Source organism: Paenibacillus sp. FSL H7-0943, assembly GCF_037963265.1.
GTDB classification, from domain to species: domain Bacteria; phylum Bacillota; class Bacilli; order Paenibacillales; family Paenibacillaceae; genus Paenibacillus_AQ; species Paenibacillus_AQ odorifer.
Map to the genome: position 1 here is coordinate 4689008 of NZ_CP150148.1, position 26454 is coordinate 4715461.

At 44.3% G+C, this 26454-nt stretch carries 26 protein-coding genes, 1 riboswitch and 1 other annotated feature; of the genes, 9 read left to right on the forward strand and 17 right to left on the reverse strand.

Annotated elements, in window-relative coordinates:
* Positions 1–30: 30 nt before the first annotated feature.
* The 11 genes from NSQ55_RS20590 to NSQ55_RS20640 form a co-directional block, all read right to left on the reverse strand.
* Entirely contained in the window at positions 31–1071 is a 1041-nt protein-coding gene (locus tag NSQ55_RS20590) for an NAD(P)H-dependent glycerol-3-phosphate dehydrogenase (RefSeq protein ID WP_076127494.1), read from the reverse strand.
* Complete coding sequence (gene plsY, locus NSQ55_RS20595) at positions 1064–1681, reverse strand: glycerol-3-phosphate 1-O-acyltransferase PlsY (RefSeq protein ID WP_036676213.1); 618 nt, start codon at positions 1679–1681, stop codon at positions 1064–1066. Before plsY ends, NSQ55_RS20590 begins: the two co-directional genes overlap by 8 nt.
* Before the next feature lie 12 nt (positions 1682–1693).
* On the reverse strand, positions 1694–3019 hold the full coding sequence (der, locus tag NSQ55_RS20600; RefSeq protein ID WP_036676212.1) for a ribosome biogenesis GTPase Der: 1326 nt from the start codon (positions 3017–3019) through the stop codon (positions 1694–1696).
* A gap of 176 nt (positions 3020–3195) precedes the next feature.
* Entirely contained in the window at positions 3196–4518 is a 1323-nt protein-coding gene (gene rpsA / locus NSQ55_RS20605) for a 30S ribosomal protein S1 (RefSeq protein ID WP_280753028.1), read from the reverse strand.
* Between the two features lie 174 nt (positions 4519–4692).
* Entirely contained in the window at positions 4693–5280 is a 588-nt protein-coding gene (locus NSQ55_RS20610) for a lysophospholipid acyltransferase family protein (RefSeq protein ID WP_036676211.1), read from the reverse strand.
* Positions 5277–5987: a (d)CMP kinase gene (gene cmk / locus NSQ55_RS20615; protein ID WP_254848699.1), complete on the reverse strand. Its 711-nt coding sequence runs from the start codon at positions 5985–5987 to the stop codon at positions 5277–5279. Before cmk ends, NSQ55_RS20610 begins: the two co-directional genes overlap by 4 nt.
* Positions 5988–6194: 207 nt before the next feature.
* Positions 6195–6848 carry a flagellar brake domain-containing protein gene (locus NSQ55_RS20620; RefSeq protein WP_036676209.1) on the reverse strand — a complete coding sequence of 218 codons (654 nt, stop codon included), beginning with the start codon at positions 6846–6848 and terminating at the stop codon, positions 6195–6197.
* A 133-nt stretch (positions 6849–6981) separates the two neighbouring features.
* The gene (gene ypeB, locus NSQ55_RS20625; RefSeq protein ID WP_076127490.1) at positions 6982–8340 is read right to left on the reverse strand and encodes a germination protein YpeB; all 1359 of its coding nucleotides are present in this window, start codon (positions 8338–8340) and stop codon (positions 6982–6984) included.
* Positions 8341–8662: 322 nt separating this feature from the next.
* Positions 8663–9358, reverse strand: a complete 696-nt coding sequence (gene prsW / locus NSQ55_RS20630) for a glutamic-type intramembrane protease PrsW (RefSeq protein WP_076134692.1) — start codon at positions 9356–9358, stop codon at positions 8663–8665.
* A 152-nt stretch (positions 9359–9510) separates the two neighbouring features.
* Positions 9511–10125: a genetic competence negative regulator gene (locus tag NSQ55_RS20635; protein WP_036676203.1), complete on the reverse strand. Its 615-nt coding sequence runs from the start codon at positions 10123–10125 to the stop codon at positions 9511–9513.
* 234 nt (positions 10126–10359) lie between these two features.
* Positions 10360–10731: a hypothetical protein gene (locus tag NSQ55_RS20640; RefSeq protein ID WP_280753027.1), complete on the reverse strand. Its 372-nt coding sequence runs from the start codon at positions 10729–10731 to the stop codon at positions 10360–10362.
* Positions 10732–10825: 94 nt separating this feature from the next.
* Here NSQ55_RS20640 and NSQ55_RS20645 point away from each other — a divergent pair, with 94 nt between their 5' ends.
* Positions 10826–11722, forward strand: a complete 897-nt coding sequence (locus tag NSQ55_RS20645; protein WP_076184237.1) for a polysaccharide deacetylase family protein — start codon at positions 10826–10828, stop codon at positions 11720–11722.
* Positions 11723–11871: 149 nt separating this feature from the next.
* Here NSQ55_RS20645 and NSQ55_RS20650 read toward each other — a convergent pair whose 3' ends face one another.
* From NSQ55_RS20650 to NSQ55_RS20660, 3 genes are read right to left on the reverse strand one after another with little or no spacing between them, the layout of a single operon-like run.
* Positions 11872–12714 carry a metallophosphoesterase gene (locus tag NSQ55_RS20650; protein ID WP_280753025.1) on the reverse strand — a complete coding sequence of 281 codons (843 nt, stop codon included), beginning with the start codon at positions 12712–12714 and terminating at the stop codon, positions 11872–11874.
* Positions 12708–13112 carry a hypothetical protein gene (locus NSQ55_RS20655; protein ID WP_038572439.1) on the reverse strand — a complete coding sequence of 135 codons (405 nt, stop codon included), beginning with the start codon at positions 13110–13112 and terminating at the stop codon, positions 12708–12710. The genes NSQ55_RS20650 and NSQ55_RS20655 overlap by 7 nt, the downstream gene beginning before the upstream one ends.
* Entirely contained in the window at positions 13109–13702 is a 594-nt protein-coding gene (locus tag NSQ55_RS20660) for a CPBP family intramembrane glutamic endopeptidase (RefSeq protein WP_036676197.1), read from the reverse strand. The genes NSQ55_RS20655 and NSQ55_RS20660 overlap by 4 nt, the downstream gene beginning before the upstream one ends.
* A gap of 115 nt (positions 13703–13817) precedes the next feature.
* Between NSQ55_RS20660 and NSQ55_RS20665 the strand changes: the two genes are divergently transcribed.
* Positions 13818–14723, forward strand: a complete 906-nt coding sequence (locus tag NSQ55_RS20665; RefSeq protein ID WP_076127483.1) for a hypothetical protein — start codon at positions 13818–13820, stop codon at positions 14721–14723.
* 110 nt (positions 14724–14833) lie between these two features.
* Positions 14834–15064, forward strand: a binding site (T-box leader).
* A gap of 243 nt (positions 15065–15307) precedes the next feature.
* Positions 15308–16900, forward strand: a complete 1593-nt coding sequence (gene serA / locus NSQ55_RS20670) for a phosphoglycerate dehydrogenase (RefSeq protein ID WP_036676193.1) — start codon at positions 15308–15310, stop codon at positions 16898–16900.
* 374 nt (positions 16901–17274) lie between these two features.
* Here serA and NSQ55_RS20675 read toward each other — a convergent pair whose 3' ends face one another.
* Positions 17275–18108 (reverse strand): SDR family NAD(P)-dependent oxidoreductase, encoded by an 834-nt coding sequence (locus NSQ55_RS20675; RefSeq protein WP_076302765.1) that lies wholly within the window; start codon positions 18106–18108, stop codon positions 17275–17277.
* Between the two features lie 156 nt (positions 18109–18264).
* Here NSQ55_RS20675 and NSQ55_RS20680 point away from each other — a divergent pair, with 156 nt between their 5' ends.
* The 6 genes from NSQ55_RS20680 (at position 18265) to NSQ55_RS20705 (ending at position 24642) form a co-directional block, all read left to right on the forward strand.
* Positions 18265–19221: a YafY family protein gene (locus tag NSQ55_RS20680; RefSeq protein WP_076127480.1), complete on the forward strand. Its 957-nt coding sequence runs from the start codon at positions 18265–18267 to the stop codon at positions 19219–19221.
* A gap of 121 nt (positions 19222–19342) precedes the next feature.
* A complete protein-coding gene (locus tag NSQ55_RS20685; RefSeq protein WP_036676188.1) occupies positions 19343–20593 on the forward strand; it encodes a HAMP domain-containing methyl-accepting chemotaxis protein in 1251 nt (416 codons plus the stop codon).
* Between the two features lie 174 nt (positions 20594–20767).
* Positions 20768–20864, forward strand: a riboswitch (cyclic di-GMP riboswitch).
* A gap of 155 nt (positions 20865–21019) precedes the next feature.
* The gene (locus NSQ55_RS20690) at positions 21020–22660 is read left to right on the forward strand and encodes a thiamine pyrophosphate-binding protein (RefSeq protein WP_143765018.1); all 1641 of its coding nucleotides are present in this window, start codon (positions 21020–21022) and stop codon (positions 22658–22660) included.
* Positions 22661–22670: 10 nt separating this feature from the next.
* Positions 22671–23039: a carboxymuconolactone decarboxylase family protein gene (locus NSQ55_RS20695; RefSeq protein ID WP_036676184.1), complete on the forward strand. Its 369-nt coding sequence runs from the start codon at positions 22671–22673 to the stop codon at positions 23037–23039.
* 205 nt (positions 23040–23244) lie between these two features.
* The gene (locus NSQ55_RS20700) at positions 23245–23595 is read left to right on the forward strand and encodes a hypothetical protein (protein WP_076127478.1); all 351 of its coding nucleotides are present in this window, start codon (positions 23245–23247) and stop codon (positions 23593–23595) included.
* 54 nt (positions 23596–23649) lie between these two features.
* A complete protein-coding gene (locus NSQ55_RS20705; protein WP_076302767.1) occupies positions 23650–24642 on the forward strand; it encodes a ketoacyl-ACP synthase III in 993 nt (330 codons plus the stop codon).
* 76 nt (positions 24643–24718) lie between these two features.
* Here the strand turns inward: NSQ55_RS20705 and NSQ55_RS20710 are convergent, their stop codons facing one another.
* A complete protein-coding gene (locus tag NSQ55_RS20710) occupies positions 24719–24934 on the reverse strand; it encodes a DNA-binding protein (RefSeq protein ID WP_076184031.1) in 216 nt (71 codons plus the stop codon).
* A gap of 14 nt (positions 24935–24948) precedes the next feature.
* Entirely contained in the window at positions 24949–26442 is a 1494-nt protein-coding gene (gene glpK / locus NSQ55_RS20715; protein WP_076213562.1) for a glycerol kinase GlpK, read from the reverse strand.
* Between the last annotated feature and the right edge of the window lie 12 nt (positions 26443–26454).

Here is a 26454-nt window from a genome sequence, read left to right on the forward strand (position 1 = left end):
ATGAGAATTTGTGGAAAAAGGTGAACAGGATCAGGAATGCCACTGCTCCCAAGTTTCCTGGGAGATCGACTCAAGCTCAGGCTTACGATCACGCCCCATCAAGGCTTCAACCGCACTGCGTGGGCTTCTTCCTTGAAAGAGCACATGATAAATCTGATCCGTAATCGGCATCTGCACACCCAGCTTGAGCGAAATTGCATAAGCTGCTTCGGTAGTACGAATACCTTCGACTACCATCCCCATGGATTCCAGCACCTCGGCCAGCGGCTTGCCTTGACCAAGCATGGACCCAGCGCGCCAGTTACGGCTGTGCTGACTAGTAGCCGTCACAACAAGGTCGCCAATTCCGGCAAGGCCGGCAAAGGTCAAAGGATTGGCTCCAAGCTCAACTCCCACCCGAGATATCTCGGCGAGTCCACGGGTCAAAAGGGCTGCTTTAGCATTGTCCCCATATCCAAGGCCATCGGATAGACCTGCACCAAGGGCAATAATATTCTTAAGAGCTCCGGCAAGCTCTACCCCTACCTGATCACGATTCGTATATACACGGAAATCGTTGTTGATGAACAATTCCTGCGCTTCGGCGCTACGTTTGTCATCAGGTGAAGCAACTACAACGGTTGTAGGACACCGGCGTACAACTTCCTCTGCATGACTTGGACCGGAGAGGACGACGATCTGCCCTTCGTCACAGCCTAGTTCCTCTGCAATTACGATGGACATCCGCTTATTGCTTTCCGACTCAAAGCCCTTCGTAGCATGAACACATAACATGTCATCCTTCCAGAATGGCTTCAGACTGCGAGCAACCTGCCGCATTCCTGAAGACGGAGCTACAATTACAACCGCCTTAGAACCGGACACTGCCGTTTCCATATCCGTAGTTGCAATAATGTTAGCTGGCAGTGCGATGCCAGGCAGATACTTATTATTCGTATGAGAGCCATTGATCTCGGCAGCTTGATCAGAGTTGCGTGTCCACAGATAAACTTCCGAGTGGTTTGCAGCCAGCACACTAGCCAGCGCAGTTCCCCAGCTCCCCGCTACAAGTACGGTAACTTTATCAGACAACACGATTCCCTCCTTTAACTTTTGAGCCTATCTTGTTCTCACGGCCTTCTACAATCTTTACAATATTCGTCCGGTGCCGCCAGAAGGCGAAGACCGCAATAATAATACTGGTCCAGAGCACAGGTTGTGTAAATCCTGTCAACAATAAAGCCACTGGTGTCAGTGCTACAAAAATTAATGAGCCAAGGGACACGTAACGTGTGATAAAGATAGACAGGATGGCGATGATACCGGCGAGCAGCGCTGGCCATAAACAAAGCGTAGCCATAACACCGATCGTAGTAGCAATGCCTTTCCCCCCACGAAAACGAAAATAGAGCGGCCAATTATGTCCGATGATGGCCGCGATTCCACAAAGAGCCGGAACCCAGGTTCCCCAACCGCCGACCCAGGTTCCTAACCATACAGCGGCCACCCCTTTCAGCACATCCAGCAACAGCACTAGTATTGCAGGACCTTTACCCAATACACGCAGTGTATTGGTAGCCCCCGCATTTCCGCTTCCGTATTGACGGATATCAATTCCCTTTAGCAACTTTGCAAGCAGTACACTAAAGCTGACAGAACCAAGCAAATAGCTTACAACGATAACCAGAAGTTCAAGCGCCACACTTCTTCTCCCCTAACCTTCGTTTTCGGATTTGCGCCGTGTAAAGAGACGGATTGGTGTTCCTTCGAAATTAAATGCTGCGCGAATTTTATTCTCCAGATAACGTTCATAGGAGAAGTGCATCAGCGACGGATCATTCACGAACACCACAATCGTAGGCGGCTTAACCGCAACCTGCGTTACATAGTTAATACGCAAGCGACGGCCTTTGTCAGTTGGTGGAGGGTTAATCGCGATTGCATCAGATACAACGTCGTTCACCAAATGTGTAGTAATGCGCAGTGCGTGCTGTTGAGATACATGCTGTACAACAGGCAGCAGTTTTTGCAAACGCTGTTTGGTTAAAGCCGACAAAAAGACAACCGGTGCGTAACTCATAAACAAGAAATGGTCACGAATCTTAGTCTCGAAGTTCTGCATAGTCTTATCGTCTTTCACAATGGCATCCCATTTGTTGACAACAAAAATAGATGCTTTACCAGCTTCATGTGCATAACCAGCAATATGCTTGTCCTGATCGATGATGCCCTCTTCGCCGTTAATTACAACGAGGACCACATCAGCCCGTTCAATCGCACGCATAGCTCGCATAACACTGTATTTTTCAATGTTCTCGTATACCTTGCCTTTTTTACGCATACCTGCCGTATCGATAAGCACATAACGTTGCCCATCACGTTCAAAAGGAGTATCGATAGCATCTCTTGTAGTCCCTGCAATATCGCTGACGATAACACGTTCTTCGCCCAAAATCGCGTTAACCAGAGAGGATTTACCTACATTCGGACGGCCAATCAAAGCTACACGAATGACATCCTCATCGTATTCATCATCTATTTTCTCAGGTAGGCGTTCAACTACAGCATCTAGCAAATCGCCGAGTCCGGTTCCGTGACTACCAGAAATTCCGATTGGATCGCCAAAACCAAGGCTATAGAACTCATAAATATCATCCGCACGCTTCATATTATCCACTTTGTTGATGGCAAGAACGACCGGTTTACCTGAACGGAACAGAATCTGAGCTACCTCTTCATCTGAATTCGTCACACCACTCTTCGCCTCACACATAAATACAATAACATCCGCTTCTTCAATCGCCAGCTCCGCTTGAACACGGATTGATTTCAGAATTGTATCTTCTCCATCAATTTCAATACCTCCGGTATCAATCACACTGAACGACTTACCGTTCCAATCTGAAATACCATAAATCCGGTCACGTGTAATCCCCGGCTTATCTTCTACAATGGCTAATCTATCGCCAATCAGCCGATTAAATATCGTCGATTTTCCGACGTTAGGCCTCCCAACAATTGCCACAACGGGTCTTGCCATATTCATTCCTCCTGTCATCCTTACGTTACTCATCATAGCAAAAAACATTTAAATTGGCTAACAATCATGTTAACTCTCAATAATCCGACCAGTTCCGAAAAAAAGACAATCGGCGAACCCCCGTATCGAGGGCTCGCCGATTACTTTACCCGTATATTCAAAAGCTCGTTTAGGGATTAGTTATTACCCTTAAATTTGTCCAGCTTGTCACCAAAACGTTCAGCAAGCGTAAAGCTAAGGCCTTCGTTGCTAAGGGAAACGTTAGGGTTGTTCAGAACTTCTTTAGGAGCTCTGTCTCTGCTATTGTTGCGTTCAGGTCTAGCAGATGGAGCTGGAGCTTCTTCAGTTTCTTTGATGCTCAGGCTAACACGTTTCTCGGATGGATTGAAGTCCAGAACTTTCACTTGAACTTCTTGTCCTTCTTTCAATACTTCGTGTGGAGTAGCGATGTGTTTGTGGGAGATTTGTGAGATATGCACAAGACCTTCCACACCCGGAAGCAATTCTACGAATGCTCCGAAGTTCACAAGACGTTTTACAACGCCTGTTACAACATCACCGATGTTGATTTCGCCAGCAGCAGAGTCCCAAGGACCTGGAGCAGCAGCTTTGATGCTCAGGCTGATTTTTCCTTTTTCAGGATCAACCTTCAATACTTTAACACGTACTTTATCACCTTCAGATACTACATCAGAAGGTTTCTCTACGTGACTCCAAGCGATTTCAGATACGTGTACAAGACCGTCAACTCCGCCCACATCAACAAATGCGCCGAATTGAGTCAGACGTTGTACTGTACCTTCGATGATTTGGCCTTCAGATAGTTCAGCCATAATTTTCAGCTTGTTAGCTTCGAATTCTTCTTCAAGAACTTCTTTAGCAGACAAGATTACTTTGCTGTTCTCACGGTCAAGTTCTTTCACTTTAACGCGCAAGGTACGGCCTTTGTAATCGCTGAAATCTTCAACGAAGTGACGCTCTACCATGGAAGCTGGGATAAATCCGCGAGCTCCAACATCAGCTACGAGGCCGCCTTTAACAACGTCAGCCACAGTAACTTCGAAAGCTTCTTGGGAAGCGAAGTATTTCTCAAGATCTTCCCATGATTTTTCACTATCAACAGCACGTTTGGAAAGAACAAGGCTTTCCTTGTTGTCGTTGATGCTGACAACTTTACATTCTACTTCCTGTCCAACTTCTACTGCTGCAGCAGCGTTGTCCAGTTGTACTGCGGACAATTCGCGAATTGGAATCACACCGTCGTATTTATATCCAATGCTTACATAAGCTTGGTTATCTTCGATTTTGACGATTGTTCCTTTCACGGTATCGCCTTTTTTCAGAGAAATGATTTCCAAGTCAGCTTGGTTAGTCACTTCTTCTTCGTTAACGGCAGCAACTTCTTCTACAGCTCCGTTATTTTCTGTCACAGCGGAATCCACCGCTTCTACGGATTCATTCTTTTCCGCAGCTTCCTGATTTTTAATTTCTTCAGACATGTGATTAGCCTCCTCGATTCAAAACCCCATTTATTTAAACCTGCGTATAGCAGAGTTCAAAACAAGCAATGCATAATATTTCACTTACACTTGATGATAGTATGTTCCAAAAAATAGCGGCTATGCCGTTATTTAATCAAAACATTGGGCAAAATTTGTTGTTCTGCTCATCCCTTAACTAGCACTTGGTTTACCTGTCTCTTTCATCTCACGGATGCGATCCATAATGACATCGGTAACAGCCTCGAGAGATTCGCTCCCCGCACCGGCAAATTGACTAAGGTCTACAGGAGCACCGTAGACAACGACCATGCGTCGAAAGGGTTTATACTGGCCGATAATAGCCGCTGGAATAACTGCTGCGCCACTTCGAAGTGCAAAGCTAGCAGCACCCTTCTTGGCCACTCCGGCATCAGAGTTACGCGTACCCTCCGGGAAGATACCCATGACATTACCATTACGAAGTGTGTTAAGGGCCGTTTTTATGGATTCTTTGCTTACGCCGCCACGTTTCACCGGAAAAGCACCCAATTTATTAATGAGCCAGCCAAGCACCGGAACCTCAAACAGTTCAGCCTTAGCCATATACTTTACCTGACGGTCCAGCTTAATTCCAATAGTCATTGGATCAAGCAGACTAATGTGGTTAGCGCAGAGCAGTACCCCGCCCTCCTTTGGCACATTTTCTTTCCCCACAATCTTAAGTGGGAAAAGGATTGCGTAAATCAAGCGAAGCAATCCAACACAAATTGCATAAATCATAAATGATTTCTCTCCCCGTCAACATGAGATCTACAGTGGGATACAATGGCCTCCACAACTTGATCGATATTCATTAAGGTCGTATCCAGAAGAATAGCATCTTCTGCACGGCGCAGCGGTGAAATCTCCCGTCCTTCATCCAGACGGTCCCGCTTTGCAATATCGTGTTCAAGCTGCTGAAGCGTCACCGATTCCGCGTCTCTCAGTTCCTTATAACGACGGAGAGCTCGTTCTTCCACACTTGCCGTCATAAAAATCTTTACCTCGGCATCCGGCAGCACGGTTGTACCGATATCGCGGCCATCCATTACCACGCCTTTGCGAAGCGCCATCTGACGCTGCAATTGACTCAGTCTGGATCTTACATCCTCGATTTTCGCATACTGCGACACAAGGCCGCTAACCTGAAGGCTCCGAATATGTGGGGTCACGTCTTCCCCATTAATCAGCACCTTCTGAATGTCTCGTTCCGGAATAAGTTCAATCACCATGTCGCGAACCTTCTCGTTCACTCGATGCTGATCTTCCGGTTCAATGCCTTCTTGGATCATATACCAGGTGATTGCCCGGTACATTGCACCAGTATCGACATAGATATAAGACAACTTCTGGGCTACCAATCGGGCTACAGTGCTCTTGCCTGCCCCGGCAGGTCCGTCGATGGCGACGTTTATTCTGTCATAAGTATGTGTACCCTGCCTATCCAACGGGGCATTCCTCCTCAAACACTCTTTCATAAAAAAAGCATCTAGCGTTACGAAAACTATTCCTGCAATATCAAGGAGCACACATAAATTGTTATGCTTGATGATATTATCAAGAAAAAAGCAGGCATTGCCTGCGACTTATAAAATTATACCACAGTTTATACTTCAGTGCAAAATCAGACAGCTTAATAGAGCTGTAAAAAACGCTTATCTGTTGCGGAAATCAAACTGACGTTCGAAGCAATAACGGATAATTTTCTGGCGTTCCAAATCTGAAATAGCGACAAATTTCAACATCGCTAAAAGGCGTCCATTCTCTAGCTTTTTAATGCGCACTACTTCACCTTCAAAATTGACATGCTCCGTGCTTCCGTTTCGATAAGGTACCAGTACCCAGCAGGACAATTTATTACCAACCTCCAGCTTAACCTGGTTATCCACCAAAAAGGAGATTCCTCCACCACCAATATCATCTGTACGAACCAGGAACCGTTTGCCAAGGCTATCCTTCACAGCAAGCTCTAGATCTGCATTCACTCGGAAAAAGCTTCTTCTCTGGATCTTAAAAATCGAATCTGTCTCCGGCTTTTGAATCCGGACCATACGAATTACATCTTCTTTAAAGCCCAGTACATAAGTATTAAAGTAATTTTTGATGCCACCCTCAGTTAAAAAATAAACCGAAAGCTCGTCCCCCATAAAGAGCCTTTTTAGACGACCATTGCTCTCCTGCATAGGAATTTCAATCAGGAATGCGTCTTCTTCCGTCTCTGCAATTCTTGATCTATATTCAACTTCTGCTTCAGCAGCGTCACTGGAAGCAACCTGTATGTATAGATATTCGTTAATTTTAGGATACAAAGATGTCACCGCCACATCAGTTTAGTAATTATCACTACCCCTGATTATAGCATGGGAATATCAGCCAGTCAGATATATTTTATAGATATTGCAAAAAAAAGGGACGCACCCAACTGCTGGATGCGCCCTCCCTTTATTTTGCCTCAGACCCCGAAGAAGGTCTGATTTCTTCCACAGACTCTTCAATGCCATCCTCGGCGTTAATGTAAATACGATACTTTGAGCCATTGACCCCTCCACCGAACTCGTAAGTCAAGACCTCGACGGAATCATCATTTTTAATCCAGGACAAGCGATTGTATTGTTCCTTGAAATCAGAATTCAGAAATTTTCTCGCCTCTGCAAGGGTAAGCTTTGGTTTTGGAAGCTTCCGGTTGTCCTTGTGCTCATTGACGTATTCGCTGGCCTCAAAACCGATGGTATCACCTGTATCCAGCCCCATACGAATGGTCATCTTTTCAGGATAAATCAATACATCATTCTGTTTGGTTACAAAGGTCAAATTCCCGATATTATCGTAACGATCAGCGCTGACTGCAGTCATATGGGGATATCCTTTTTTCTCAAGAAACTGCTCTGCTTTGGTAACGGCTTCTTTAATAGAAACTTTGGCAGGGCCAACCTCACGGTTGTCATAATAAGAGATCAGCAACCCGCCATTTTTGGTGAAATCCATACTAATGGTGTGCTTCTTATTCGAAGCGCTAACAGTTGCTGTATAGGATGGCCATTCAGTGTTCTTCCCATTTTCTTTAACATCCACTTTAGCATTGGAGCCCGCATCCGCGAACTTCAACGCCTTACGTTTGATGTCTTCGGCAGTCACGGGGGTACCTCCGAGCATTTTGACGGAACGTTTATCGTAGATGCTTGCTACTGAAGGTCCCCAGTCTAGCTCAGGGTATGCCCCTACACGTTTATCCACTGTTTTGAAGCCGTCAATAATCGTGTTGTCCTCCGCTTTATTTTCTGTCGCCAACGCCGTTTCAACATCCATCCAGCGCAGCCGATTGCCAATGACTTTATTTTGTACCTCTTGCAAATCCTTAGAGATTTCTCCTGAGTTCTTGTACAATGCTTTTAGATTGCTCAGCTCTCCATCTGTCAGAGGTTTTTTAGTGAAGTCACGAATCCCGGCTTTATAAGAAAAGTTGGAGATTTTGGACAGAAACTCCTCTGTTTTGCTAAATGGCAGCAAGGTCAACGGCAGCTGGTTAATCTCATTTTGGGCCTCACTAGTCATCCGCCACACATTCACAAGTCCTTTGCGGTGCATCCCATTAGAAGCAGAGTTAACCGCAAGCGTATTTCCAAGCTCACCATGAAGACGGTCCACATGATAGGACAAATCATGAAAGGCGCGTTGATATTGGTTCTCCGCCTTAATTAGTATTGAATTCTTCTCCTGATTCTCCTGATAACCCCACACAAGCGCACCAATCAGCAGCAGCGCGGTCAGCGGGAACATTACAGCACTTAATCTTTTGTACATAGGGCTACAAGACTCCTTTCGATAGCTTATTGGCGTTAGTTTGACAATAAACTAGGAGTCTTATGCACTGAAGTTGCTACACAATGTGACTATAACGTCCGTTCATGCTCTCTCTTCAATCTCAAAGCCACTGCTATTACTGCAAAGGCATTGTTTAAAGCCGGTTTGAATGACACCATGCTCTTTAATCCCTCTTAATATGTAGGTCTCACCACACTGTTTGCAAACGATACGTACTTTTATACGCAAAAAAAGACACCTCTCTCCTCTCTGGAATTCCTTACTAGGAACTGCCCTTCGAATATAAGTGTGTCCATCTCGATTATAGGTTAACCTCTTCTTCACGTTTCAGAAAGCGGAAAGGAGAACGGCTGTTGGCCCTAGCAACCTTTCCCATACCTCCATACCATAGGATAGCCATCAGAGGCACAATAAACCATATCCAATAGTTGGCTGTCGTACTCAAAATAAAGTCATATATCCCATGCCACATCCATGGCAACAGGAGAGAAAACACCAGAATTCTGCGGGTATGAACTCCTTTTGAGAACTTCGCCCTTCCCATATGGTAGCCCATGATCACACCAAACATAGCGTGTCCAGAAACCGGAAGAAGTGCTCTTAGAAACATTGATCCGATAGAAGCGTTGCTATACCAAGCGTACATTACATTTTCTATTGTTGCGAAGCCGAGCGAAATCGCCACAGCGTATAGTATCCCATCATATGGCTCGTCAAATTCGGTATGATTGTAAATCATATGGTACAGCACAAACCACTTTAGACATTCTTCCACGCCAGCGGATATGAGAAACGACTCCACGTAGGGACCACCATTTAGTCCCAGCATCAGCCCTCTCTGAATGATCATTACTGGAAACACAATCAGAAGGCCGAGCAAGAATACTTTAATGACTACATGAAGCGGTTCTTGATCATACTTGTCTTTCAGATAAAAAAAGGTCAACAGAGCAAGTCCCGGCGCTACTGCCGACGTAATGACCGATAACACGAGCACCGAATAACCTCCCTACACCCCTAAACCCTATTACTGCCGTTACACAGCAAGGTAGATGATAACTTTGATACAAGAATGACCGACATATCACCAACAACAAGACTAGGGCTGATCGGCCTAAACAATGGTCATCAGCCCCTAGTCTTGCCTAATTACTCCTGACGCTTAAAATGAGTGCACAATAACTGGACCGCATTCTCCGGCATCACTGTTTTCCCGTATTCATCGAGAACAGCTTCTGTGACCGGTGAGGAATCTCCAAACTCAGCAAGTACGCCAACAAGACCTGACAACGCCGTTTCTTCAAATTCCTTTGGATCGAAATACAGATACCATTTATTGTTATAAGAATACAGTTTCCCCTGGGAAGTAATATTACCGATGAGCACATGAGCCGCTTCAACCAGAACCTCGAAATCGCGGAATGCATATACAATGGAGTCGCTTTGTTCAAGAGTAACTTCCATTTCATAAATCTCTTCTGGCAATTCTTCTTCCCCGGACGCACCGTACTGATGGTGATCATATTTTCCTCGGGTCACTATAACGACCATGCCTTGCGCGGGCAATGCGAAAACTTCTACGGCAAGCGGACCCGTGGCATCAAAACCTAGTTCACTATATGCTTGATCCATCATCTCCGTAAACAGGTCATGAACCTTAGGAACTTCCTGCCACATGTCTTCCTTCTGGATGCCCCGCTCGCTCAGGTCGTCAAAAGTGAGGAAAATCCGTATCTTATCTTGACTTAATCGCTCTATTCTCATGACAGGATCCTCCTTTTGCAAGCTCATTTATTATAATGTATGATGAGTCCCGAGTAATGAGCCAAAAATGGTTACTATGTAAGTATGTTATCATTTTGCCGAGATAAATGCACGTAAATAAATATATAAAATCCTCTCTATTGAATAAACCATTTTCAAGGCCCTGAATAATAAAAAAGAATCATTCTGCGGAATATTTCATCCCCAAAATGATTCTGATGGAGTCCTTTACGGTTACAATCCCGGTATGGTTGTATGCGTTTCTTTAAGAATCTGCTCTACTTCGCTCTTTACTTCAGGATTGCTGCGAATGAATTCCTTTAACAATTTAAGATTGGATTCCTTCGACTTCACTGGTGATTCAGTCTTATCATCAGAGGTTGCGCTGCTTGAACCGTTACTTTGAGCATTACTGCTTGAAACAGCAGTGTTACCAAAACCAGTCGTGGCCATACCGATTATTTTTTCTTTTGCTTTATCTGCAGCCCCACTCATGGAACCACCCGATTGCCCTAGCGAAGACATTAAAGAATTCCGCTTTTTGGACATAATCATACTGGCTGCGGCGCCCATCAGCACCCCGCATAAAAATGACGAAGTATTCATATTTCCAGCCTCCTTGTATGGTAAAATCATGTTTAGTGTTCGCGGAAAGATTCCGGCTCATACAACCTAATAACAAGAAAGCGAGTTGAAAAAAGTGGGTAAAATGACATCAGTGCTCCTATTGGCTACCTTGCTGCTTACAGCCTGTGGCAACAGCGGTGCAAATGGAAATACAGCCAAGGAAACAAACACCACAAACAATCCGCCCACGGCGGCAGCTACACAAAGCGCAGAAACTACGGCGCCAGCACCTGAAGCAACAGCCAGTCCTACCCCTGAAGCAACAGCAGATGGAGGTACTACAGGAAATAGTACAGCCAGTAAGGGTGAAGCATCCGCTGAAATTCCACTGCTGTACCATATGAACAAAAATTACGACATCGTCCCTAATGAGGAAGCTACAAATAAAAAAGTGGTTCTGCTCACTTTTGACGACGGTCCTAAAGATGCGGCAATGATTAACCCTTTGATGGATGTTCTGGACAAACATCAAGCTAAAGCCATCTTTTTCGTAAATGGTTATCGTGTTAAGGAGCATCCTGAGCTTCTGGAGTTAATACATAACCGCGGTGGAATTATCGGCAACCACAGCTGGGATCATATTGTATTGAAAGACAAGTCCTATACTGAGGTTAAAAAGCAAATCGAAGACGTTCAAGATATTGTCAAAGAAACATTGGGAGAAGCTCCTCACTTTTTCCGTCCGCCACATGGTGCCGGCGGGGATGTTGGCAAGAAGGTCGCGGCTGAGAATGGAATGTTATACATGACCTGGTCTGTAGGCTCACTTGACTGGGAAATGAAAGAAAAGGAAACGGGTAAGACAGAAAAATTGATCAGTAATGTTACCGATCAGCTGCATTCCGGCAGTAATATCCTGATGCATGAGCTACCATGGACCGTTGAGGGACTGGATACCTTGCTCACTACACTTGAGGGTAAAGGCTACAGCTTTGTTGATCCGCGCAGCATTGAGCTAAAAATGCGTTGATCTTCTCATCTTTACATGTCCGATAGTTGCTTCGTCAGCGCAATTGTTTTCGAATCAAACAAAAATAGAAGGGGGTTCCAAAAGCCATTTGCATGGCTTTGGAACCCCCTTTTTACGCTACCAGTTTTTCTTACTGGAAAGAGTAAGCCCTATTGGGTTGATTTACGCAGTGTCAGCACATGCATTTCAGCAGGACTGCCCCAGCGAAGTGGCAGATGTGCTGTTCCAAACCCTCTGCTGATCAGCAGCAGGGCATTTTTTGCGGAACCGTCCCCTCTTGGCCAACTAAACTTTCCAGCGTCATATTTATGATAGAAATGCTCTACATGTCTTTGACCCACAAATGGAAGGATCACCTGCCCCCCATGCGTATGACCTGCGAGAATCAGGTCCGCTGGCACACTCTGGCGCTTGGATAACCAAAGCGGATCATGTACAAGAATAATACGACAGGTACCTTCAGCAGAAGGGGTTGTGGTTAATGGCGGAAAAGGACCGTATGGAGTTTTGCCCCCATTTTTCGGAAAATCAATTCCGGTTAACCAAAGTTTAGCTCCCTCACGTTCAAAAGCCACATTTTCATCCATTAACAGTTTTGCACCACTGTCCTGAATAATCTCATCTACCCTTGAAATATTAGCCCGGTAATCATGATTTCCATGCACTACATAGGTAGATGCAATAGAAGTAACTAGAGTCATATTATCGACAAGACGATTTAAAGGGCTATCTTTTTCCGTTAGATCTCCTCCCAGAAAGACAACATCTACCCCACCCTTTAATGGTGTCAGAAGCGCGGAAGGAAGGCGGCGGCGATGGATATCTGTTATAAACAAAATACGAAATCCATCGAACTCTTCAGGTAACGAATCTAGCATTATTTCCTCGGTAATAATTCTGTTTCTAAAAGCATTAATCACCATGATTATGACAACGGCCGCAGCTATCAATAGAATGACCAGAGCCATTCCCCATACCCATGTGCTCACCATAATGTACTCAGCGGAGGCGCTCCTTCAATTCCCCACCAAAGCAGCCCGATTAGCAAAATAACAAAGATAAAAATCAAAGAATTCACAAACATCTTGCTTAGACGAACTTTTTCTGAAGAATAAGTATCTGAACGAGAAGGAACAGATTCTTCGTCCTTCTCTTTACTTCCGGTGGAAGAGCGCTTTGCAGAACCTGCTGGGCGGCGAGCTTTTCTTGATAAAGTTGCTGTAGAAACCCGAGCGGTAGCATTTTTCTTTATAGGAGTAGACTTCTTTTCAGGAGTAGCCTTTTTTACAGCCTCCGAAGTCCGCTTCTCTTTTTTACTTTTGCCAGGATGTTTGCTTTCACTTTTGTGTTGTTTTTGTCGAGACTTTACCCGGCTTAATTCCTCACTCATGATTCCCTCCTATAGCGGATCACCAGACCTGAGATCAGGTCGATGAAGAAGTGACATAGTATAGGGGCCCAGAGGCTGCCCGATTGAATGTAAATATATCCAAGACCATAACTGCTTAAGAATACCCAGCCGGTAGGTACAAAGTGACGTAAATAACGGACATGAATAAGAGCAAATACTATACTCGTCCAATAAGGGCCAATGGAATATTGGATGGCTCCGCGGAATAAGAGCTCCTCACATACCGATACAATTGCTGCTATGACGATAATATGCCACACAGGGCGATTTCGAAATAAAAGGTCGTTTATTCCACCATCATCCATGCTTTCCTCAGGGACAATATGTGTCAATAAATAGTCAACAATTAGCATTGCAGCAGCAAGACCAAGGCCCCATGCCACAAAATGTACTTTTTCTGGAATAATTAATAGCTGAAAAGGATTTCTTTTCTGAAATAATATCCATATCAAACCGATAATTAATGTGAGCCCCTGAGTGATATAGAGATTGAGCAGCAGAAGACGGTCTGTCAACTGGCCTGGTTCTACCTTTTTAACCTTAATCTCGCCAAATTTGAATTTTTTCATCGTGACCTGCCTGTTCTTTATTTTTTTCGGGCCGCTCCGAGAGAGAAACCGTCCATAGTGTTGCTATCAATACATAATACATAGGATAATCCCCCCAGAAAAAGGAGCATTTATTATGAGCAAACGTAAGTCCCGCAATCAAATGTTATACACGCTAGTTTTTTTGTTTTTCTTAGTTTGCGCCTTCGCCGCATTTTTTACTGGCGTCAAGGTTGGCGCAGACAAAACTGAAGCCAAATATGACAATCAATCAAGCATGAATGGATTAGTAGAATTCACGGGCTCGTATCAACAGCAGGATCTTGTTACTTTCTATCATAACGTATTTTTGCCCTATCGGGAATTCAAGCGGAATTGGAACATTCAAGTAGATAAGTTAGCGCGCAGCACAGATGCTCGTATGAATGCGGCAGTAATGAAGAATCTAAGTATTCTAGCAGACCAGCAATATGAAAGAGTTAATCAAGATTCAATTTTCACTAACTCTCCTCTATTACATCAGTCACAGGTCAATGTACTCAAAAGCTTAACTTTATTTTCTAAGGCCTCCGGCAAAGTCTCTACTAGTGCCTCTGGTGCAGAGACAGCCAAGTTATTGAAAAATGATGAATTTACAACCGGCGCCGTGAAGTACGGTCTGTTAGCACAAAAGAACTTCTATGATTCTATGCTAAAATGGGGCTCTAAGACAAACCAGAAAATACCTTCTGCACCTGGCGAACTAAAAACGATGTCTTTCATCCAGTGGAAAAAAATGCCCCTGCTTTTGAAGAATGCTTCTATCGCTGACATGATGCTGAATCGCGGAATTTTTGCAGGTTATGATCCTCAGGACATCACTGCTAAAATAGACGATATGATTTACTCAGGCACTGCAAGCTCATTAAATCTTTCGGATATCCAGTCCTCAGTAACCTTGTTGATTTCTACAGGTGCTGTGCAGGAACAGGATTTTGTAAAATGGCGGGAACAGTATTATAACAGGGAGACACTTCCACAGCTTCCGTTCTTTTTTGAATAGAACCAGTTATTGAATCATAACGAAAAATGAAGTTCACTTCAAGAAACGCTGCTTGCAAAGCCTATTGACACAACTTGCATACCGTGTTACATTATGAAAAAATTAATCATTCAAAACCGATGATGGAACAAAGATCCTGGAAGTCTTCAGAGAGCCGGTGGTTGGTGCAAACCGGTGACGAACAGCTATCTTTAGCGCTCCTGAGATATTGTATCGAACCTTAAAGTAGGTACAATCGGATCAACTCCGTTAACAGTGTGGCCTATGCAGGCCAATGAGGCTGCTTCTTCCAAGTTGCAGTGAATTAGGGTGGTACCACGAAGATAACTCTCGTCCCTTACTACGGCAGTAGTATGGGGTTGGGAGTTTTTTTAATTCCCTAATCCCCCATAAATACTACCTTATGCCCAAAGTTACCGATTTCGCGGTACTCTTGCACGCTGTTTCTTTTGTGCGACACCGCGTTGATCTACTATTATTACATGTTTTTCTCTACTAGTTCGTGAACCTTCTGGTATTGTGGACTGCCCATCAGGGCGTCCTCGACATATAAAGCTTTTCAACTTTAAGGGGGATAAGAAACCATGTTTAAAGTATTAGTATCGGATCCAATCAGTGATTTGGGCATTCAGCAATTGATGGACGCAACAGATGTAGTTGTAGACAAAAAAACAGGTCTCAGTGAAGATGAGCTCGTTGCAATCATCGGTGAATATGATGGTCTACTCGTCCGCAGTCAAACTACAGTAACTGAAAAAATTATCGAAGCTGGAAAAAACTTAAAGGTCATTGGTCGTGCAGGTGTGGGTGTAGATAATATCAAGCTGGAAGCTGCTACTCAACGTGGGGTTGTTGTTATCAACGCTCCTGATGGAAATACCATTACAACTTGTGAGCATGCTTTTGCAATGATGATGGCTTTGGCCCGTCACATTCCACAAGCTTATGCAAAAACAATTGGTGGAACCTGGGATAGAAAAACCTTCGTGGGTGTAGAACTTCGCGGCAAAACTTTAGGTGTACTGGGAATGGGCAGAATCGGTAGCGAAGTGGCAAAACGTGCCAAAGCTTTCGGCATGGAAATCCTTGCTTTTGATCCTTTCTTAACTGCTGAGCGTGCGGAGAAACTGGAAGTAAAATTAGCTTCCGTTGACGATGTAGTCCGCGGAGCAGACTTCATTACTGTGCACACTCCACTTACTCCGGAAACACGCCATATGATTTCCCGCCCGCAATTTGAAGTGATGAAAAAGGGAATGCGCATCATCAACTGTGCCCGTGGTGGTGTAATTGATGAAATGGCGTTAGTAGAAGCTATTGATAGCGGTATTGTTGCTGGCGCTGCATTTGACGTATTCGAAAAAGAACCGCCACAAGCAGATCACCCATTCTTGTCGCATCCAAAAATTATCGTGACTCCTCACTTGGGCGCTTCTACAATTGAAGCTCAGGAGAATGTAGCGATCGATGTATCGGAACAAGTACTGCATATTCTGCGTAATGAACCGTTCATCAATGCTGTAAATATTCCTCCAGTTGCTCCAAGCGTAATGAACAAACTCCAGCCTTACTTCACACTTGGTGAGAAGCTGGGCAGCTTTGTTACCCAGATTACAGATAGTGCTATTCGTGAAATCCATGTTGAGTATGCGGGTGATCTGTCAGATGTCGATACCCAACCACTTACCCGCTATATTGTGAAAGGCGTGCTCTCCCGCCACTTCGCTGAGGATGTTAACATCGTTAACTCCATGCACTTGGCAAAAACACGCGACGTTAATGTAGTAATAACTAAAGCTTCCAAAACTAAAGGCTTCACTAATCTGATTACCGTGACCCTTAAAACAGATCACGACCAAGAACGTCTCGTAGCCGGAACATTGCTGCAAGGTTATGGAGAAAGAATTGTTCAAGTGAACAAGTTCCCGGTTGATATCGCTCCTGAAGGACATCAAATTGTAGTATCCCATAACGACAAACCAGGGATTATCGGACTTGTGGGCACATTGCTGGGCGAAAATGATGTTAATATCGCTTCCATGCAAGTGGGACGTAAAATCGTTGGTGGCGAAGCAATCATGCTGCTGACCGTTGATAAAGCTGTACCTACTCATGTGCTTGTGAAGCTTGCTGGTCTACCAGAAATCAACACTGCCGAAGAAATCATTCTTCTGTAAGCAATACGATAGAAATCAAACAACAGAGCAGCGATTCTCCCCCTATAGGAGTTTCGCTGCTTTTGTTGTTGATCGTCGACCTATTTCGGCTTCATTTACAATATCGAATCGAGTACCCTCGTGGAGGCTTACGTACGCCCTTGAGGTTACGGACCCAGATGACCTTATATGCAATAATTTCGCCTTTGAAGCAGGGTTTCGGACTCTAGTGCCACTATTCCTCAAGAAGAGAGCTAAATCAGGTGCTTTGCCTATCAATAGCGTCTCTGGGGACCGATAGCGTTCTAAACATACGAAAATGCTGCATTATAGATCAGCTGTGTCCTATACTGCTTCATACGCACATATGGGATCAAACAGATCAAGTTTGCTGTTTAGACTAAGAATGCGGGAACAGTCCGACCATCGATGTCTGTAAATCCATACTTTTCAGCCAGCTTAGCAACCTGCTGCGGTTGTCCGGTTATAGACATAACCTTAGGATCGGCTGCTAGAGCAGCGGCTGCTCTACCGATATAGGTTGTGGATTCAGTCATCTGCAATTCTTCAACCTCATGCCAATGCTCCTCATCCGTGTTCATGCTCTCCAACACCGCCTCTGTCCTCATCCAGCCCGGAGTAAGCGGAATAACTGCAATGTTGTCCTCTTTAAGCTCATTCGATAACCCGTAGGCCATACGCACAAGTGTATGTTTAGAAAGATCATAATAGAAATTTCCTAGATATTTGTAACGATCCCAAAAGGTTGTATGGATGATTAGACCGCCAGCTTTTGCCTCACGCATTAATGGTATTGCATAATAATTTGTTATCAACTGTGCCCTCACACCCGCATTAAACATATTGTCCCAATGCGCTGTAGGAAGCTCCCAGAAAGACTTCTGCTCAATAGGTAAATCGTTGCCGCCCCATACATTATTGACTAAAATATCAAGCTTTCCTTGCTCTGAAGCAATCTGGCGAATGACCGCCTCTGTCTCCTGATCTTTGGTATGATCACATCGTATGGCGCTGCCGGACCCTCCCTCCGCTTTTATTTCCCTAAGTACGTTATCAATGCTCCGCTTGCTATGCTCTGTCCCAAAAGCCTCTGTCGTTCTGCCCGTAATATAAACGAATGCACCTTTCCTTGCCAGCTCCAATGCAATTCCTCTACCAGCACCTCTGCTGCCTCCGGTGACCAATGCTACTTTTCCTTTTAAAGTCATGTTCTCAATCCTTTCTACACTTGTTTTTCTCTAATGTTCTGTATTTAATCCTTACCTTATATAGTATAATTCTTTAATATGACATCAACTGACATATATAATGTAATAATTAATTAAGAACTAGCCAACATTTATTAGGAGGAGGAGTGTCCCTTAATGAGAGCCGATCGTTTGTTATCCATCTTACTTTTGCTGCAAAATCGTGGAAAGATGACGTCCCGTGAGCTAGCCCAGACCTTAGAAGTGTCTGAACGAACTGTGTTTAGAGATATGGAAGCCTTATGTACAGCAGGAATACCTATTCTTGCCGAACGGGGACGTGAAGGGGGTTGGATGCTCACAGAAGGATACCGAACCTCCTTAACGGGTATGAAGCCCTCAGAGATTGCAACTCTGCTGCTGTCCGCAGACTCCTCAATCTTAAAAGATCTGGGTATACAAAACGACTTCTCTTCCGCCGTGCTTAAGCTGGAGGCTGCTTCCCCATCAAGGCCGAATAATCCAGCCAGTTACCTGAGCCAGCGCATTCATATAGATGGTGCCAGCTGGCACCCTTCCGACGAGACATATCCGTTCCTATCTGTCCTGCAGGAAGCTGTTTGGGAAGACCGTAAAGTGAAGATCACTTACCCACGGAATGACGAGATGAAGGAGCGTTTCATTGAACCTCTCGGGTTAGTCGCAAAACGTGGAGTTTGGTATGTAGTGGCACGAACCGAGGGTGAAATGCGGACTTTTCGCGTGTCGAGATTAATACAAGCTGACGCAACTTATGAATCATTTGTCAGACCTGAGGCTTTTGATTTAAAAAGCTACTGGGAACAATCGACTTTAGCTTTTAAAGCAGCACTGCCAAAATATGTAGTGAACTTAAAGGTGAATGAGTCTATTCTTAAAGAATTACAACGTGAAAGATATGTAACTATAACTTTAGTAGAACCCTCTGCTAATACTGGGTGGATGAACGTGGAGGCCGAGTTTAATGCTATAGAATCTGCCTGTCGTATCGTACTCTCTTTCTCTCCTTCAGTTATTGTTTTAGCTCCTATCGAACTAGTAGGGATGGTAAAGTCTGCTATTAAAACAATTTCCACAATATATGAGGAATTTTGACATGAATTCTAAATATCTACTACTTAAAGAAGATTTATGACACTTCTCTATAGACCAATGACCTATAAATCCCCTATAATAACACCATTACATAAAATTTAATAAGGGGGACATTTTACCAATGAGCTGGATGCACAAACTTCCGTTAAAACAAAGAATTGTTGCCGGATGTTACCTCGTTGCCGCACTGTTTGCTATTCCTGTCTTAGTTACGTTAATGATTCTAGGTCAATTTCTCGTAGGAATTATACTAGTAGTTGTTCTTGCAGGTCTGACTTTACCTGTTGCTCGCTTCGTGGAGAGAACGCTTACATCATCTTTTGATGATATTGCTAATGTATCTCACAGTATTTCGAAGGGTGATTTCACTAGCAGAGCGGACGAAAATGGTTCAATGGGTGACGTAAGCCGCTCCTTTAACACAATGATTGATAAGCTCAAGAAGATTTTGACCGATGCATCGCAGATCACCCGTCAAGTTATGGATGCAAGCCGCGGAATCGAAGATAAGAACCAGAACCTGAAAATTGTCATGGCACAAGTAGCCTCTTCTTCTACTGAGCTCGCTCTTGGTGCAAATGAAATATCTACGGATATCGCTGATATGACAGAATCCATTAAAGACATTGAAACTAAAGTATCCAATTATACGAACTCCACCAAAGAAATGAACAGACGTTCAATACATACCTTAGAACTTGTTGAGCAAGGGCGCCAATCCGTAGATACACAGGCTGAAGGCATGCGTAAAAACATAGAGGCTACACAAAAAGTGGCTGATACTATTGAAGCTCTCTCACAAAATGCCCGCGGGATTACGATGATCACCAAGACCATCACAGAGATCGCTGAGCAGACCAACCTGCTGTCACTGAATGCCTCCATCGAAGCTGCTCGTGCCGGAGAGCATGGTCGGGGTTTTGCCGTTGTAGCTCAAGAGGTTCGCAAGCTTGCTGAGGAATCTACGGCATCCACAAAAGAAGTATTCGGCTTGGTCCGCAGCATTGAGTCAGATATTAAACAAGCCATCGATAATATCGCCATCAATGAAGAGGTTGTGCAGGTTCAGAATGAAATGATCACTCAATCTGCCCATATTTTCGCACAAATTGTACAAAGCGTGCAGTACATTACCGAGCAAATCTCTTCATTCTCTGCGGAGAGCGATCTTATGCTAGAAAGTGCCTTGAAAATTTCCAGTGCAATTGAGAATATCTCAGCAATCACCGAAGAAACTGCTGCTGGCACGGAAGAGGTATCGGCGGCTATGAATGAACAGATTAATGCCCTGCAGTCTGTTGCAGAAGAAACGGAAAAAATGACCCAGGCCGTATTTAATCTGCAAAAAACCATTCATATCTTTAAATTCTAGTTCAAAACTATCAACTGCCACCTAAGCTGAGTCTTAGGTGGCAGTTTTTTTCGCGAGGTAAAACTTCATCTCTTGGACAAGACTTTCGTCAAATTTCGAGTTTTTTTAGCGGATTATGTTGACAAAAATTAATGAGGAATATATTGTAAAGGAAAATTATTCTTATCAACTATAAATTAATATTGGCAAAATCCTCGAAAGAGGATGACGCAAAACCATGGATCTACAGCCTCATTTTTTCTTTTGAGGCCATGATTGCCAGGTTGCAGAGGAACCAGGACGGCTGAACTATTGTTCAGTCTTAGCGGTGCCTTATGCCACCAACCTGTGCTTACTATAGAGCACAGGTTTTTACTTTTTGAGTATATTGATCTATCGTATCTATTCGGTAGATTAATAACTAATATATATCAAAAAACTTGTGAGGTGTTTCTTTTGAAGACAGTCGCAGATTACATGGCGGAAGCACTACGTAACCTTGGAGTCACCCATTCTTTTGGGATCATTGGCAAATCCATTTGTCCAATTGTTCTAAAGATGGTGGATTACGGTATTGAATTTATTCCCGGCAGACATGAAGCAAGCTCCGGATTCGAAGCAGCAGGGTATGCGCTGAAAACGGGTAACCTAGGCGTAGCATTTGGTACTTCGGGTCCTGGGGGAACTAACCTGCTTACAGCAGCAGCACATGCGAAAGCTAACAACCTACCTGTCCTATTTATTACCGGCCACCAATCCATTACAGAGCTTGGAATTCCTCAATGTCAGGACTCCACCTCTTTTCTGGCTGATTTAGCTGATATGTTCAGACCTGCCACCTTGTTCAGTAAATTGGTTGAACGTGGGGATCACTTTGGTACTATTTTTAATCATGCGATTTCTGTGGCCCTGACCAAACGGGGTCCTGTTCATCTTTGTATTCCTTTTGATGTACAAACTGAAGTATTGGAAGAATGCAATATAGTAATCCCAGAAAGAGAGTCTCTAATTAGTCAAGCTAATATCGATAGAGTCATCGAAGCTATTCAAGCTGCTAAGAATCCTTTGATTATTGCGGGTAAAGGAATTAACCGCTCCGGAGCACATAAAGAGCTTGCTCAACTCGCAGAAACTTTTAATATTCCTGTAGTAACATCTCCTGGTGGAAAAGGGGCTATAGTCTGGGATCACCCACTCTATCATGGTCCTATTGGCGTTGGCGGTTCGACCCACGGGGACGATTTATTGAATAAAAGCGATTTATTTATAGTGCTTGGATCACGTTTAAGTGATATGACCATCTGTAATCTTAAACGGGAGAATCATCCAGCAACTTTAATTCAATTTGATATTGATCCAACCTTTGTCGGAAAAATACTATTGTCCAAAACGATACCGGTCACTGGGGACCTGCGCGATAATTTGGTGCACTGCCTAAATCATATTGACCCAAGCACAATCACCAAACGTGAGGCTTTGGCCGATGCGGATTATTCAGAAGAGCTTCCAACCCTCAAGAATCTTTCCCTTGCTTCCGTAATGAGCACTTTAAGTGATTTGATCCCTTATAATAATTCAATTTTCGTTGATGATGGAAGTCATGGATTCCACGCTGCAAAATGGTACAAGGTTAAGAAACCGGGCAGCTTTGTTTTTGATGCGTATTTTGCTTGCATGGGTAATTCGATCGGCATGGCTATTGGTGCAAAAGTTGCAGCTCCTGAAGAAACTGTCCTCTGCATTACAGGTGATGGTTGTTTCATGATGCTCGGCGCTGAGATTAACACCGCTGTCTGCAAAGATATCCCTGTTATCTTTATCGTGGTCAATAATAAGCAACTAGATATGGCTCTTAAGGGTATGGAGAAAACCACAGGTCGTATCGATGGAACTCTATATGAAGTACCAATGGACGCCGTGAAATTCGCTGAATCTCTAGGTGCTAAAGGCTACAAATGTGAGACTGCGGATGAATTCACAGCTGCAATTAAAGATGCGGTAGCTCTAAACCATGTTGCCGTTATTGAACTACTAACAGACCGTGATGAAGTCCCTCCGACTGCACACCGTACTTTGAACCTAAACTAGGAGGCTAACCATGAAGGAAAATATCAACAGTGGTCTCAACCACTTCACGAATCTATCAGGAGACTATGGCGCAAAAGCACTAGCTCCAATTAAAGACCACTTCCCTGACTTGGCTGAATTTATTATGGGGAATGCCTATGGCGATATTTTTCAACGTAATACTATAGCCCCTGACTGGAAGGAAATCGCAGTCATTTCATCTTTAATTTCAATGGGTCAATTCGAACAGTTGGGCGTTCATTATGTCATGGCCCTTCGTGTTGGAGTCACCGTAGAACAGCTTAAAGGTATTCTATTACACTTAGTACCCGTTATAGGGGCACCTAGAATCATCACAGCTTTTAATATCCTGCTTGCAACCATAGAAGAAATCCAATAACCCAACAGTTCGACAACAATATACAAAATTCGACTTTATTATTGCATACACTTGAAAAATATGCCTATAATAGAGTCGGAATATCCCATTACTTGCTGTATAGTGTCGAATTTTGACTTTTATAAAACAGCTAAATGGATATACATGGCTGGATATTGCAGTCGAACTGTTTTGGACAAATTCAATCTATGGGAGAGATTTAGGCATGGGAAGTTTCGTTTTGAAGACAGACACTACAAACAAGGTTATTAACATTGAGTTGGATGGAACATTTTCTGAAGAAGATGGTCTAAAATCTATTCAAGCTTATCAACAAACTATCAATCCAATTACTCCAGCTGACTATGAACTAAAAATCGACTGCAGAAAGCTAAATGTAACTGCACCAGATGTTGTACCTCTTTTAGAAAGCTGCTTTGTAATGTTTAAGAATGATGGATTTGTAAAAGTAAATCTAACGCTTGAAAATAACCCGATCCTCAAAATGCAGCTTTCCCGTCTTGGCCGTAAAGCTGGACTCGATAACATCGAGATCATTTCTGCGGTTACAGTCTAGATCTTTTAATCTTAATATGTAGGCCACATTTTACTGCTTTCCTGGAGGCGTATTATGACCGGAATTCGTATTAAAGGCATTGATATCTATCATCCCAGCAATATAGTTGGTAACGACTTTTTCATTAAGCATTTTGACGAAAAAGGCATTGATATTCGAGGTCTATTATCCGCATTAGGTCGTATTACACGGTATAGTATTAAGGATGCGGATGAGAATTCCCTTACGATGGCTTTTGAGGCTGCCAGGAATGTTCTGGAGAAAAGTAGTCTCACAGGTGCCGATATCGACCTTATTGCCTATGCAAGTCAAACTCCTGAGTATATCTTTCCTACCAACTCATTAATGATTCACCGTTTGATCAAAGGCGCATCCCATACGATCTGCATTGACAGTAATGCTAATTGTGCGGGTATGACGGCTTCTGTGGAACAGGTTAGCCGTCAGATGCAAGCGAATCCTAGGATTAAACGAGCGTTGGTCATCGGCTCCGATTATGTAACCCCTCATGCCGATAAGAATGATCCAGTCTATTACGCTAACTTCGGTGATGCAGCGGCGGCAGTCATTCTTGAACAAGCTGAGGATGTGGTCGGTTTCATTGACTCTATCTACCAAACGGATCCTTGTGTTTGCGATAATTCCAAATTCCCGTGCGCAGGCCTGGCTAAACTGGGTAAAGAAGGTGTAGCGGCTGGAGAGTTTAATGTGAAGTTTATTCCTTTTGATGATTCCATTTGCATAGATGCTGCTTCTGAGTCTATTCGTACTCTACTGTCTAACAACAATATCGCGCCTGAAGCCATTAAAGCAGCCTGCTTCTCACAGTTTTCATTGCCTAATATCTTAGAGATGTGTAAGAAAGTCGGCATTGATCGCAATGTAGCGGTATACATAGGGGATGAATTCGGATATACCTCTACCAGCAGCCCATTTATTGCTCTACATAAAGCTGTAACTACTGGAAAGATCGAACGTGGTGATAAAGTCCTGTTCTGGACAGTGGGCGCCGGTTGGCAAAATGTAGCATTTGTTATTGAATATTAGGAGCTGTATAACAAAAAGCGGCAAGCTAGGGATTCACCTAAGCTTGCCGTTTTTTAATATAAATATGAACGCAACATCAGGACTTACTTGCAAAGGTGAGCCCCTTTTCCGCGAGAGCACTCCGCAGTAGAACGATCGCCTTTGGCCCCAATCCATGTAGCTGCAGAAGCTCTGCCTCCGTAAGCTTGCTGAATTGTTGAAGCTGAACATATCCAGCCCCATGCAGGGCTCGAAGCGCCGGCTTAGATAGTCCGCCCGGCAGATCAGATTCGGTTCCGTTAACCATAGACATATACAGCCCCTTTATCACTGATATCCTTCATGCTTCTCCCAACCCATGGTACGCGCTACAGCGTCCTTCCAGGCGTTGTAACGACCTTCCCGCTCAGTTATACCCATCTCAGGCGAGAAGACCCTCTCAGCCTTGTTGAAGCTCTCTAGCTGGGCACGTGTCCAGACTCCGGACGTTAACCCGGCCAGAAGCGCCGCACCCAAAGCTGTTGTCTCCGCATATGTTGTTCTAGTAACCTCACTGCCCAGGATATCAGACTGGAATTGCATCAGCAAATCGTTACGCACAGCTCCGCCATCCACACGAAGGCCGGTCAATGGCATGCCTGCGTCTTTTTCCATAGCTCCTATTACATCTCTAGATTGAAAGGCTAAGGACTCCAATGTAGCTCGTACCAGATGTCCTGAGGTAGTGCCTCTAGTAAGGCCAAATATGGCTCCACGGGCATACATATCCCAATAGGGTGCCCCCAGTCCGGTAAACGCAGGCACAACGATAACCCCTTCACTGTCCTCTACTTCCCGTGCTTTATCTTCTGAGCCTGCTGGCTCCTCTATAAGACCAAGCCCCTCCTGCAGCCACTGAACGGCCGCTCCGGCCACGAACACACTGCCCTCTAGGGCATAATAGAGTTCATCTCCCATACCCCAAGCTACAGTGGTCAACAAGCCATGGCTGGAGGCTACAGCTTCTGTGCCTGTGTTCATTAGAATAAAGCAGCCTGTACCATAGGTGTTTTTGGCACTGCCGGGTTCTAGACAAGTATGTCCAAACAATGCGGCCTGTTGATCTCCAAGTACAGAGCGAATTGGAATGTCCGCCCCGAACCACTGTTTGTCTGCTACTCCAAATTCGCCGCCAGACATTCTTACTTCTGGCAGAATGGCACGCGGAATACGAAGCTCTTCCATTAGCTCTTCATCCCAGCACCGTTCATGAAGATTGAACAGCATCGTACGTGAGGCATTGGTAACATCAGTGACATGTACGGCTCCGCAAGTAAGTCTCCAAATTAACCAGCTGTCGATCGTCCCTGCTAGAAGTTCCCCACGATTCGCCCGTTCTCGGGCGCCATCCACATGATCCAGTATCCAGGAGATTTTCGTAGCTGAGAAATAAGCATCTACAACAAGGCCCGTCTTGCTCGCTATAACTTGCTCCAGCCCTTTACTTTTAAGTTCTTCACATTGCTCTGCAGTACGCCTGTCCTGCCACACAATCGCAGGGTATATCGGTTTGCCCGTTATTTTATCCCAGATTAAAGCTGTTTCTCTCTGATTGGTTATTCCGATGGCAGAGATCTCCTCAACTGCTATGCCACCCCGCGCAATCGCATCTCTTGCCGCTGCGAGCTGTGACGCCCAGATTTGCTCAGGGTCATGCTCTACCCAGCCTGGATGGGGGAAGGATTGTTTAACTTCATATTGACCTTGTGAGACCCATTTAGCCTCCGTATCGAACAATATGGCTCGTGAGCTGGTAGTACCTTGGTCTAAAGATAAAATCATTCTATGCCCTCC

Bases quoted from the DNA above. Each gene is read 5' to 3' on its own strand.
- NSQ55_RS20680 (WP_076127480.1), top strand. From the start codon at position 18,265: ATGAGAGCCGATCGTTTGTTATCCATCTTACTTTTGCTGCAAAATCGT.
- NSQ55_RS20685 (WP_036676188.1), top strand. From the start codon at position 19,343: ATGAGCTGGATGCACAAACTTCCGTTAAAACAAAGAATTGTTGCCGGA.
- NSQ55_RS20635 (WP_036676203.1), bottom strand. From the start codon at position 10,125: ATGAGAATAGAGCGATTAAGTCAAGATAAGATACGGATTTTCCTCACT.
- NSQ55_RS20700 (WP_076127478.1), top strand. From the start codon at position 23,245: ATGGGAAGTTTCGTTTTGAAGACAGACACTACAAACAAGGTTATTAAC.
- NSQ55_RS20710 (WP_076184031.1), bottom strand. From the start codon at position 24,934: ATGTCTATGGTTAACGGAACCGAATCTGATCTGCCGGGCGGACTATCT.
- NSQ55_RS20695 (WP_036676184.1), top strand. From the start codon at position 22,671: ATGAAGGAAAATATCAACAGTGGTCTCAACCACTTCACGAATCTATCA.
- NSQ55_RS20650 (WP_280753025.1), bottom strand. From the start codon at position 12,714: ATGGTGAGCACATGGGTATGGGGAATGGCTCTGGTCATTCTATTGATA.
- serA (WP_036676193.1), top strand. From the start codon at position 15,308: ATGTTTAAAGTATTAGTATCGGATCCAATCAGTGATTTGGGCATTCAG.
- NSQ55_RS20640 (WP_280753027.1), bottom strand. From the start codon at position 10,731: ATGAATACTTCGTCATTTTTATGCGGGGTGCTGATGGGCGCCGCAGCC.
- der (WP_036676212.1), bottom strand. From the start codon at position 3,019: ATGGCAAGACCCGTTGTGGCAATTGTTGGGAGGCCTAACGTCGGAAAA.
- NSQ55_RS20705 (WP_076302767.1), top strand. From the start codon at position 23,650: ATGACCGGAATTCGTATTAAAGGCATTGATATCTATCATCCCAGCAAT.
- glpK (WP_076213562.1), bottom strand. From the start codon at position 26,442: ATGATTTTATCTTTAGACCAAGGTACTACCAGCTCACGAGCCATATTG.
- NSQ55_RS20660 (WP_036676197.1), bottom strand. From the start codon at position 13,702: ATGAAAAAATTCAAATTTGGCGAGATTAAGGTTAAAAAGGTAGAACCA.
- NSQ55_RS20675 (WP_076302765.1), bottom strand. From the start codon at position 18,108: ATGACTTTAAAAGGAAAAGTAGCATTGGTCACCGGAGGCAGCAGAGGT.
- NSQ55_RS20610 (WP_036676211.1), bottom strand. From the start codon at position 5,280: ATGATTTATGCAATTTGTGTTGGATTGCTTCGCTTGATTTACGCAATC.
- NSQ55_RS20655 (WP_038572439.1), bottom strand. From the start codon at position 13,112: ATGAGTGAGGAATTAAGCCGGGTAAAGTCTCGACAAAAACAACACAAA.
- NSQ55_RS20665 (WP_076127483.1), top strand. From the start codon at position 13,818: ATGAGCAAACGTAAGTCCCGCAATCAAATGTTATACACGCTAGTTTTT.
- rpsA (WP_280753028.1), bottom strand. From the start codon at position 4,518: ATGTCTGAAGAAATTAAAAATCAGGAAGCTGCGGAAAAGAATGAATCC.
- ypeB (WP_076127490.1), bottom strand. From the start codon at position 8,340: ATGTACAAAAGATTAAGTGCTGTAATGTTCCCGCTGACCGCGCTGCTG.